This window comes from Aggregatimonas sangjinii (genome assembly GCF_005943945.1).
Lineage (GTDB): Bacteria > Bacteroidota > Bacteroidia > Flavobacteriales > Flavobacteriaceae > Pelagihabitans > Pelagihabitans sangjinii.
The window spans coordinates 845874-857580 of sequence record NZ_CP040710.1 but is presented as its reverse complement, the minus strand read 5'-3'; the positions used below and the strand labels follow the sequence as shown (position 1 = coordinate 857580).

4 protein-coding genes are annotated in these 11707 nt (G+C 43.3%); all 4 read right to left on the bottom strand.

The window, feature by feature from the left end:
* Positions 1-482 precede the first annotated feature (482 nt).
* The 4 genes from FGM00_RS03615 to FGM00_RS03600 all read right to left on the bottom strand — a co-directional run bounded on the left by FGM00_RS03615 (position 483) and on the right by FGM00_RS03600 (position 11380).
* Positions 483-5027: a beta strand repeat-containing protein gene (locus tag FGM00_RS03615; RefSeq protein ID WP_236262894.1), complete on the bottom strand. Its 4545-nt coding sequence runs from the start codon at positions 5025-5027 to the stop codon at positions 483-485.
* 210 nt (positions 5028-5237) lie between these two features.
* The gene (locus tag FGM00_RS03610; protein ID WP_138851595.1) at positions 5238-7205 is read right to left on the bottom strand and encodes an OmpA family protein; all 1968 of its coding nucleotides are present in this window, start codon (positions 7203-7205) and stop codon (positions 5238-5240) included.
* Between the two features lie 12 nt (positions 7206-7217).
* Positions 7218-8177 (bottom strand): PorP/SprF family type IX secretion system membrane protein, encoded by a 960-nt coding sequence (locus FGM00_RS03605; RefSeq protein ID WP_138851594.1) that lies wholly within the window; start codon positions 8175-8177, stop codon positions 7218-7220.
* Between the two features lie 14 nt (positions 8178-8191).
* Positions 8192-11380 carry a gliding motility-associated C-terminal domain-containing protein gene (locus tag FGM00_RS03600; RefSeq protein WP_138851593.1) on the bottom strand — a complete coding sequence of 1063 codons (3189 nt, stop codon included), beginning with the start codon at positions 11378-11380 and terminating at the stop codon, positions 8192-8194.
* Positions 11381-11707: the final 327 nt, after the last annotated feature.

Genomic DNA, 11707 nt, shown 5'->3' with positions numbered 1-11707 from the left:
GGTAGTTCTGTTCACCTATAAAGTAATGACGCCTGAGGTTGTCGCTCTTCGAATAAAGACCTCGCTTTAAGATAATATGAAACTACAGGTTGAAAGTACTATCAACTGATTTTCAATACAAAATAAAAAACCAGCAACAAGCGGTTTAGAAGAAGGCGAATACTCTTTATTTGATGGCTAATATGGGATAATTGAGCCTGATTTTATGGTGAAAATCTACCCCAAAACAAATTGAGATCTCTTACACCCAAATGCGTTTTAAGTTATCTTAAAAATAGATTCCTTTTTATTTAAAGGGAAATCCCAAAGTGATTTGTTTCATAAATACCATGGATTGTTCGGAGTACCGTACAAAAAAGGACGAAGCTAGAGTATCACCTAGATTCCGATCTCCATGATTTTTGGGCATTCTAACGGTAATTCTAGACTAGAATTGGTGTGACCATCTAATTGTATGATTCGCGCAAATACCTCGATGTACGCTAGTCTTTCTTAACGCGATAGGTAATTCTTCTATTGGTAATTACAGTAGGTATTCTTAGGATGCTCATCGGAGAAAATTCAGATGTAGAATTGCTCAAAGTAGCGGTGGAAGTTATCACATCGCCTACCGTAACCGTGGGAGGTAGACTAATGACAAAATGAAATTTATTGGTTGTATCGGTATTACCGTCCAAATCGGTATAAGTCGATGATGAACCATCCAGATCGGAAGCGCTACCTTCGACGACGGTACCAAAGAATGTTTGGCCTTCGCCATAGTCTGTTGACAAGCCTAATTGATTGTCCCCTGTGGTCGCAGACCCTTCATTTATATCGGTTAGAAAAAACTCTATCGTCGCGCCTGGCCTAGACCAGCCCCTAACAACCATAGTGCTACCAGAAACAAGGGAAGAGGTAATGACCGGAAAGTTTATCGCTCCATTAGGCCCATTGTCTACATCGCCATCATCATTCAACGTTACCCCATCACCTAGCCCATTTGATTGGTCTAAATCGATACCCAGCGTAGCTGCTGCCGTGCCGTTGGCGTAAATGGAGTTTCGTGAAATTAAATTACCAGCGGTAGAACCACCAGCTAGTACGATTCCTGCACCACCATTACTATTGATGATATTATTCGTTATCGAAGAATCGTTACCGTCTAATAGGATGCCCGCGTTCTCAATGGTACCCCCGCAATTTCCGCCATCTTGGCCAGACTGTCTTATGGTATTCTCCGTTATAGTGACATTTCCCGAAATACCATCCCCATCAATTCCTAAGGATGCAGCATTCTCGATTAGATTGTGTTGAATGATAATTCCCGAACCCGCCTGTAAAGTGATATTATCATCACATGCGTTATTTCCATTAAGAACGATGTGGTTATTCTGAATAATCGAAGAAGTACCACCGTTTACCATAATTCCAGCATCGGTATTATCGCTGATATAATTGCTGTCTACGATTATTGATCCTCCCAATATCTCTGCCCCGTCATCAATACCTCCTACTGCTGCACCCAAAGCGTTTACCCCTAGAAGATTGTTCGATACGGATGCCGATCCATTATCCATTCGAACCCCGGCATTATTATTGGCGTAGACCGCAAGATTTCGTATGACCACATCGGTCCCTTGCAATCTCAGTACATCTCCTCCAGGTCGGTATACTTGAATTTCCGGATAATCGTAATTTGGTAGTACAGTTCCCGAGGTACCTACAGCAGTGCCACCGGCCCCAACAGTTCCGGTATTCGTATTTCCGGAGTAAGACGTTTGTGTTCTTCCATCTATTGCGGTATTGTTACCGGTTATCGGAGTAAGTGGATTTCCATTTGAAAGTTCGATGTTAAAGTAACCGTTGCTGAAATTTCCATCGGGTGTCCTGCCCAACGGATCTGCTGTAGAAGGAATCATAAATACAGATGTGTCATCTCCGGCGGCCGGGTCAAAAATGCTATTGGCCTCAATATCTAAACCTGTTTCATCCAAATTATTGCTGTTGACAATGAATTGGTCAAGCGACCCTTGACCATCTTCATTAGTATTTACTATGGTGTTGAAGTTGAATCCGAAATTAACGTCGACAACACCGTTACCTGAGACAGATACTATTGAAACACTCTGTGCCCCGTTCAATACGCCTAGAGCAACATCTTGACTCGCAGACGGATCTGCTCCGCCGACTTCATCAGTTACATCGGTAAGGGCGTTCGCCGTACCGAATCTTCGGAAAGTCTGTACTGGATAGCAGACCGAGCAATTTAGACCACCACCCCTATTTGATTTTATAGTAGAATTGACCACCTTTACGCTGTATGCGCCGTCGGCCATACCTCCAAAAGAGTAATCTCCATTTATATCCGTCGTTTTACGTTCTACAAAGGTGCCCAATGAATTGAAAAGTTCCACTACTGCCCCTGAAACCCCAAATCCTCCTGAAGTAGCTAAGTTACGACCTGGTCCACCAGGGTAATTGGTATCTTCAAAGACTGTTCCCGCAATTAGATTTGAAGGCACTTTCAAAACTACGGCCGCCGATATGACAAAATCTTGACCCACGTCAACATTTGCAGTGATTTCAGTGTCGGCCGGCTGTATGTAAGTCGATATATCATATGTATCCAAGTCGACACCATATGAGGTAGAAATATTATAGGCAGGCACCACGGTGTTGTCGTAAATAGTTGAATTATAGGAGTTATTGCCCGTCTGACCGCCATCACCGCTAAGAATAAAATTAGTACCTCCCTGGTTGGTAATGGAAAGTTCTTCCGGGTTTGTTGAACCGGTGCTGTTTCCGTCCAAGTCGGGATCACCTTCCCAAGACAGAAATGACGCTTTGGCTCCAGCACCCGAGATAGCGTAAAAAGAATCCAATGTAAAGGAAGTACCCTCATTACTCAAACCATCGAAACCTTGATATAGGTTTATGTTCACTGCTGGCAGAGAGGGGTCTTCATAAAAGACTATCAGCGTCCAACCTCCAAGTACGGTGTTGGTGCTGCAGTAATCTCCAGTATTGTCTATGTCTAAATCGCTAAAATCAAAGCTGTTGGTAGAGAGATTAGAAATTCCACTAACAATGCCTGTTACGTCACTCACATAACCATAAAAATTTCTATTGGTCAATGTAGTCTGGTATAAGAAATTGGCAGTGACGGTCTGCCCTTCGAAAGTGACACTCGCGTCCCGTACCGTATTGGAATGGGCCCAATATAGATAGGCTTTTTCTATAGTTGCGGTTGCGGGAATGGGTGAAATCAGATTATTCGAAGAGGTGGTCGTAATCGAACAAGCATCTACACCATTGCTATTTGTCCTTAAAGTACCGCCTGTTGTGGTATAGTCAAAGTAACCGTCAAATTCCTGAAAAAGTGTTAAAGGATCGTTTGCAAGTATTTGCGAGTTTATAGTGCCCCTTCCCGTATCAGAAAAATTAATGGTCCCATTTGGGGCATTCGCTCCTGTAAATTCTATCCAAAAATCTTCGTCAAATTCGGGAATTCCATCATTTGAAATGGGTACGGATATCGTTTGCACATTACCGATTGCTCCTGTAAAGGTCAATGTACCCGTCGTAGTGGTATAATCGCTTCCAGCAAGGGCGGAGCCGTTTACAGTTTGAAAATCAACGGTAAAAGGACGATTGACAAATCCGAATAGTGTATTAATTCCGTGGGCCGCTCGGGTAGATCTTACCGTAAATACCGCATTACCTATATCTTCGTCGAAAGAAATGTCATCGATTATTATCTTTGGGCCCTCCGGGGAACAAGTCACCCTTGCCTCCCATCCGGTGCCTGTTGTATTTCCGTTAGACGTAAATTGAAGGGTCAAACAACCACCCTCTGCTACGGAGGAATCGACATTAGTAGGGACATTACTGTTGTCAAATTGTCCAATAAGTGTTCCCCCGGTGGTGGTGCCCCGGTATATGGAGAGCAAATCACCGACTCGAACGTCAAAATTTCTGAAATCAAGACTAATATAGTTATTCGCCGTATCTGGACAGATGGTATAAACAATGTTTTCGTTGTTTCCATAATTAGATCCTATTCCTGAATCGACAAAGGTATCGTCACAAGTATTTTCCGTTACACCATCTGTCATTACGATGGCGTCATCATCGGCAATGGTACCTATTGCCGAGTCAGAGATATCAACCCCCGGATCAGAGGTCGCTGTAAATTGAAGGTTGAAGATTTCGGTATTTTCGAATAATGCATCATCTAGTATCGGAACAGTAATTGTTTCCGTATCATTTACGGTGCCCGAAAAATTCAAAATACCATTTGTGGTCGTATAATCAGTTCCAGAAGTAGCCGTATCATCAGATGTTGTATAATTTACCGTAAAAGGTCCGGTCGCACTGGCACCCGTGTGCCTAACGGTGAAAGTAACGGTGCCATCGTCTTCATTTACCGTTTCGTCCCCAACTGTGATAATAGGAATACTTGGCAGAATACTAAGGTCATCTATACCTGCCTCTATAATGTCCCCTGCATTGCCTCCATCCGCCGCCGAAACCCTTAAAACCACATTAGACCCGGCAGGTATTGGAGCGGTGGCGTTGGTCCAATTCGGAATCGTAGTTACGTCTCCTATAAAGACCAAGGTTGTATAGCTGGTTCCTCCATCCAAAGAATATTCCAATCTAAAAAAATCTCCGGCATCATCACCATTATCACGCTGACCAAAGAAATACCAAACGGAAAGGGTGGAACTCACGGTAATATTATAAATGGGTGACTGTAAGATAGCGGTTCCCCCGTCAACGTCATCGGTTCCATCGGCTCCTCCGTTATTGGCGGCGGTATACAAGGCAGTGACCCCACTTGGCGTATGATCATCTTCCAATTGCCAATTCGTTCCCGTGGGGTTCCCAATCGTCCAATTACCGGACGCAGGTGCACCTTGATTGGACCACCCTGCCGCACCAGACTCGAAATCATCATTGACTTGACCAAAGGAATAATTGCATACCATCAACAGAAGCAATGATATACAAATATTGATTGAAAGTCGATTGATAGAATTCATTTAGGAAACATTAATCCATTATGAACCAAAATTAAACCGACTTGATTGAACCTCCCAACTTATGTTGTGTATTTAGTTAAAATGTTCATGAACCGTCGAAAATGAAGTGTCAAATGAAAAATATCGACCCAAAACGTAATAATACAAGCCTATATATAAAAAAAGCGACCATATCAAAGATAGTCGCCGGTTACCATTTCAGGATGATTTTCATTCCATGATAATAAATTCTGACCTTCGATTGAGTTCATGCTCAGTGTCAGAGCAATTGACCCCGTTGGCACATTGATTGATCAATTTCGTCTCCCCAAAGCCCTCACTAGTCACACGTTCGCTAGAGATGCCTTTCGAAATCATATAGTTTATTGTAGATTCGGCCCTTTTTTGCGATAGCCAAAGGTTATAGGCATCCTTACCCCTACTATCGGTATGGGAATTTACCTTAATTCGTAAGCTAGGATATTTATCCATCGCCGCGATTACCTTCTCTACCTCTACCTCGGAGTCTTTTCGAATGTTGTATTTATCGAAATCGAAATATATCGTACTCAATTGTAGTAATTTTGCCAAATCATCTCCAAAACCGGCGGTTACCGTATCCCTATCAAGATAAAAGTCGATAATTTTTGGTTTGCCATCAGATCTGGCCAAATATTCTTCTGAAGTAATATAACCCTGCATAGATACCCTGACGAAGTTTCCTTCCTTGCAGTCGAGGAAGAGCTCGTACTTCCCTTCGGAATTGGTAATCGTACTCAGTATTTCTTCATTTTCTTCATTGATCACCTTGACAGTTGCTCCGACCAAGAGTTCATTGGAAATCTTATCACGCACAGTTCCGGTGATTTGCTGTTCGCAATCGAGCAATAATGGTGTAGTTTCCAAAAAGCTATAAATATCATCGCCTCCTTTACCTTCTGGTCTATTGGAGGCAAAATATCCCTTGCGCGAATCTTCATCGATAATGAAGGTAAAATCATCCATCATACTATTCACGGGTTCGCCAACATTCGCTACCGAACCATCGAAATTTCTATTCTCGATTTTGGTCGCAAAGATATCCAAGCCACCTAGCCCGGGATGACCATCGGATGAAAAGTACAGGATATCCTCACTGGTCACAAACGGAAAGGTTTCCCGAGCCTCGGTATTGATATTGCTACCAAGATTTACCGGTTCACCGTACGAGCCATCTTCATTTACGTCGACCATAAAAATATCGGATTCGCCCAAAGAGCCTTTCATATCGGACGCAAAATAGAGTGTTTTTTCATCAGTACTAAGTGCAGGGTGGGCAACGGAATACGTATCACTATTGAAAGGTAGTTCCTGGATATCGCCCCAGACCCCATTTGCTTTTGTGGCCTTATAGATTTTGAGCCGTATGACCCCTACTGTATCTCTTTTGGCCTTACCTTCTACGATATTGTTTCTGGTAAAGTAAAGCGTTTTGCCATCTTTAGTACTTGCAGAGGTAGATTCGTGTAAACGGGTATTGATATCGTCCTCGACCTTCACGGCCTTATTTTCAGAAACGCTGTCAGCATTCACCTTATACAGATCGAGAAAATCGGTAGCGGTCCAAGTATGACGGTTTTTAGCAAAATTACCAGTATCCCTGTTCGAGGAGAAAATCAATCCTTTTTTATAAAATGAAGGAGCAAACTCGCTATAGGAAGAGTTATATTCAAAAGGCCCAACATCGTATCTACCGGAATTATTCTTTATATCTTCGAGAAAATCTTTTTCGTCTTTATAAACTTCTGCCCGATTATCATTTGAAGTTAGGTCGACAAACGTTGACATGACCTCCCTAGATTCTTCGTACTCACCCAAAGTCTTCAGCGTTTGGGCATACCTGAAATAGTATTCGGGACCCGCATCGGATTCATAAGAGGTAATTAAACGTTTGTAAGTTGTCGCGGCATCTTTATAATCGGCGTTGAAATAATACGAATTACCCAGTTTTTTTAATAAATCGGCGGATACATATCCCTTGCTTAGTACTCTTTCGTAGATATCAATTGCCGGGCTAAAGGAATATTGTTCGTAGTTTTCATTGGCCTTGGCAATCAAACGATTTTCCTTTGCTTTTACCACAACTGAATCCTGCCCAAATACGTCTCCCAAAAAAGCGAATGCGACTACTAAAGTTAATACATGTAATTTTTTTATCATTGGTCAATGAATTTAAAAGAAACGTGGAGACACCAGTTTTTTGTACGCCCTGATCAATTCATACCGAAGTATAATTTCAAAAGACCCATCGTTAAATTGGGTTCCACCAAAAGCAGTTGTTTCTTTATCATATGCCACGCCGATCATGAATGAATCAGAAATTTGAAATCCCGCCAGGGCGCTAACAGCTGCATCCCATCTATACGCCGCTCCCAATGAAATCTTATCATTGATTAGAAACGTACCCGAAAAATCGAGTTGTAAGGGCGCTCCACTCACGACTTTACTGAGAATTGCCGGTTTGAATTTAAAATTATTGCCTAAATCGAAAACATAGCCGGTTATCAAATAAAAATTGATGCGCTCTTTAGACAAAAAACTGACATCGTTGGCATCATTATTACCTCCATCAAAATGTTCGGTTTGTAGGAGATTTGGCGCAGAAAGACCTGCGTAGAATTTGTCGGCATGATAATAAATTCCCAAACCAAAATTTGGGGAAAATCTATTTTCGATATTGTCAGTATTCACCGCTTCTTGAAAACCCTCTCTTTGCCGAAGGCGTTCAACATCCAAGTTGAAAAGGTTCCCACCTGCTTTTACACCAAAAGACAATTTGCCCGCTGCGGAAACATCAATGGTATAGGAAATCGCAGCGTCGAAATACGTTTCCTGTACGATACCCTCACCTATTTCATCGTTTATAATGGAAATTCCATAACCGACCTTGCTATCCCTTATGGGCGAATGCAGGTTCAGTGTCTGGGTGGTTGGTGCCCCATCCAGTCCCAGCCATTGTTTACGATACAATAAGGCTGCACTTAACATCCCTCTGGAGCCCGCATAAGCGGGATTCACACTCATAGTGTTGAACATATACTGGGTGTACTGCGCGTCTTGTTGCGCATATGACGTCCCCCAGAACATGATTAGTAAGAGAAAGGACGTAAAGAGGCTCTTTTTTAGTATCATACTGCTATCCGCTATTATTGGCTAATATAAAGGTAACCGTTATCGGTAATATTATTTCTATCTTCTGTATTATACTGGAAAACGTAATAATATACTCCGGCCGGCAAATAATCGGAATTATCGCCCACTGTAGACCGTCCTCTGGACCTTCCATCAAACACATTGTTTTGATTGTTATAATTCTTCCCATTGTAAACCTCGATACCCCATCGATTGAATATCATCAGTTTATTGTCCAGTGCCATATCCACATTTTCAATCCATAGGAAATCATTTTTACCATCACCGTTGGGTGTTACCATCTGCATGACTATAATTTCTTGCGGGCTGTCGTCAACCGGATCAAGATAATCGGGAGTACCGTCACCATCAGTATCGTCGTTAGTAGGGTCACCATCCCCATCTGCATCTTCGTCCGGCGTATCGAGCGCATCGCCATCATCATCGATATCCCTGTAATTTACATCTTCTGTTCCATCGGTATCCGGAAGATCATTGGCCGGATCGTCTATACCATCGTTAAAGTTGAAGCCATCGTCAACCGTACCATGCTCGTAGCCATCATCTAGACCATCTCCATCGGTATCTACTCCGGTGAACGTTTGGTCGGGTATACCGTCAAAATTGTAATCATTGCCTTCATTGTTATCGGGTACCAAATCATTGTCGCTATCCTCATCGATATAATCAGGGTTGTCCGTGCCATCCGTATTTACAGGAGTTAAACCATTTGGCAGATAAGCGGAGTTGAGTCCGTTATTGGCAATGTAGGTTGCGCCGTCGTCATCGTTGGGAGCAATATAGCCAGCCGTTGTCTGGGCCTCGATATTGTCCGGAATGCCATCATTGTCCGAATCAATATCATGTAAGTCTACACGACCATCGCCATCCGTATCTATGGGAATACCGTCATCATCGGGATCCTCAACAATATCCAGGATACCATCATTGTCATCATCGATATCAACGATATCGGGAACACCATCGCCGTCCGTATCCGGACGTGTATCCTCATCTGGCTGTAAATAGTCAGGGGTACCATCGCCATCGCTATCGTCGTTCGTAGGGTCTCCATCGCCGTCAGCATCTTCATCAGGAGTATCGATGCCATCGCCGTCATCATCCAAATCCCTATAGTTCACGTCCTCTGTTCCATCGGTATCGGGAAGGTCATTGGCCGGATCGTCAATTTCATCATTCACATCATAGCCGTCATTCACATCACTTCCTTCATAGCCATCGTCCAAACCATCGCCATCGGTATCCGTGCCGGTAAAAGTCTGGTCGGGGATGCCATCAAAGTTGAAGTCATTGCCCTCATTGTTATCCGGCACCAAATCATTATCGCTATCCAAATCGATATAGTCTGGATTATCCGTACCATCGGTATTTACGGGAGTTAACCCATTGGGCAAATAGGCGGAGTTCAAGCCATCATTCGCCTCATAGGTTGCCGCATCATCATCGTTAGGCGCTACGTAACCTGCTGTGGTCTGTGCCTCGACGTTGTCGGGGATTCCATCGTTGTCGGAATCAATATCATGAAGATCGACCGTGCCGTCACCATCGGTATCGACGGGAATGCCATCGTCGACGGAATCTTCGACCACATCTAAAATACCATCATTATCGTCATCGATGTCGACACTATCCGGAACACCATCACCATCGGTATCGGTATCGGGCTCGTCTGTTGGGTCTAAATAATCTGGAGTTCCGTCATCGTCACTATCATCGTTCGTGGGGTCGCCGTCGTCATCGGCATCCTCGTCCGGGGTACTTATGCCATCTCCATCGTCATCCAAGTCTCTGTAATTGACATCCTCGGTACCGTCGGTATCCGGAAGGTCGGTAGCCGGATTGTTTATTTCATCGTTTACATCGAATCCATCGTTTACATCACTCCCCTCATAACCATCGTCAAGCCCGTCTCCATCGGTATCGACACCTGTAAAGGTTTGATCTGGAACGCCATCGAAATTAAAGTCGTTACCTTCATTGTTATCGGGAACACCGTCATCATCACTATCCACATCTCTGTAATCAACTTCCCCTGTACCATCGGTATTCACCATTTCTACGCCTTGATCTCCCGACCCCTCGTAGGCATCGTCCAGACCATCACCATCGGAATCTACACCCGAAGGTGGTACATAACCGGCAGTCGTTTGGCCTTCAATGTTATCAGGGATACCATCATCGTCGGCATCAATATCCCTATAATCAGGTCTCGGATCCTCATCGGTACTAAAGGGAATTACACCATCTCCTTCATAGGCATTGTCCAACCCGTCATTATCACTATCCAAGCCCGTTGGCGCCATGTACGTTGCAGTATGCTGTGCTTCGAAACGATCAAGGACACCATCATTGTCAGAATCGATATCACGGAAATCATACACAGCGTCACCATCGGTATCGCAGGGCATCAATCCTGTTTCATAGGCATCATCGATGTCGTTCATGTTATTATCCCCTAACGGATTAATATAACCAGCCGTCGTCTGTGCTTCCCTCTTATCCTTTATCCCGTCACCATCGGAGTCGAAATCCCTATAATCGGGATAGATGTCACTATCCGAATTAATCGGTACGATCCCAAAACCGTAGCTCCCTTCATAGGCGTCGTCTAGACCATTGCCATTGTCATCTACCCCGGAAGGCGCTACAAAAGCGTTTAGTGCCTGCGCTTCTATGTTATCGAAAATACCGTCAATGTCGGCATCAACATCCAAATAATCTGGGATACGCCCCCTACCTCCGTTAGACATATCTGTGTTTACAGGGTTGATACCGAAACGAAATGGACCTTCATAAGCATCATCTAGGCCATTTCCGTTGGCATCCACCCCAGAGGGTGCTATATAAGAGGCATCATTTTGCCCTTCCACATTATCTAAAATACCGTCACCATCCGAATCAATATCCAGATAGTTGGGAATACCATCCCCATCCTTATCCGAAGGATTGGTATCGGGATCGTTATCCCCATCGAGGTTCTCGTCCTCTACGGTGTCCAAGATACCATCATCATCATCGTCAAGGTCATCCGGATCGTCAATACTAATTGGATTAGAGTGATTTTCAAATACTGTAGAACTACTATTCGCGTAGGTGTTTCCTGCGAGCAACATGACCAAAAGACACCCAATAAAATAGTGTGGTCTTTTTTTCTTCTTTTGAGTAGATGTAAAAGATTCCATAAGTGTTAGCAATTTTAGTACCTACACAAACGGTAGGCGGGTTTACCAATCACCATGGCCAATAAGAAAATTTCAAAAGGTAAGAAGTTTGGGACAACTCATATTGATTGAGCGCAAGATAAAATTAAATAACCAAACGTTGAACTGTATCAAAAGTCAAAATTGTGAAAATTCTTTCAAAAACAGTATTACTCGTTTAACTACATTAAATATAAAATCAATAACTCAACTAAGTACGTAATTCATCGCCGAACGGACTACCAACACTCACGGTAATCGATTTTTTTTGGAAGTTCGACGATAAATAATACCGAGTTAAAAATACAC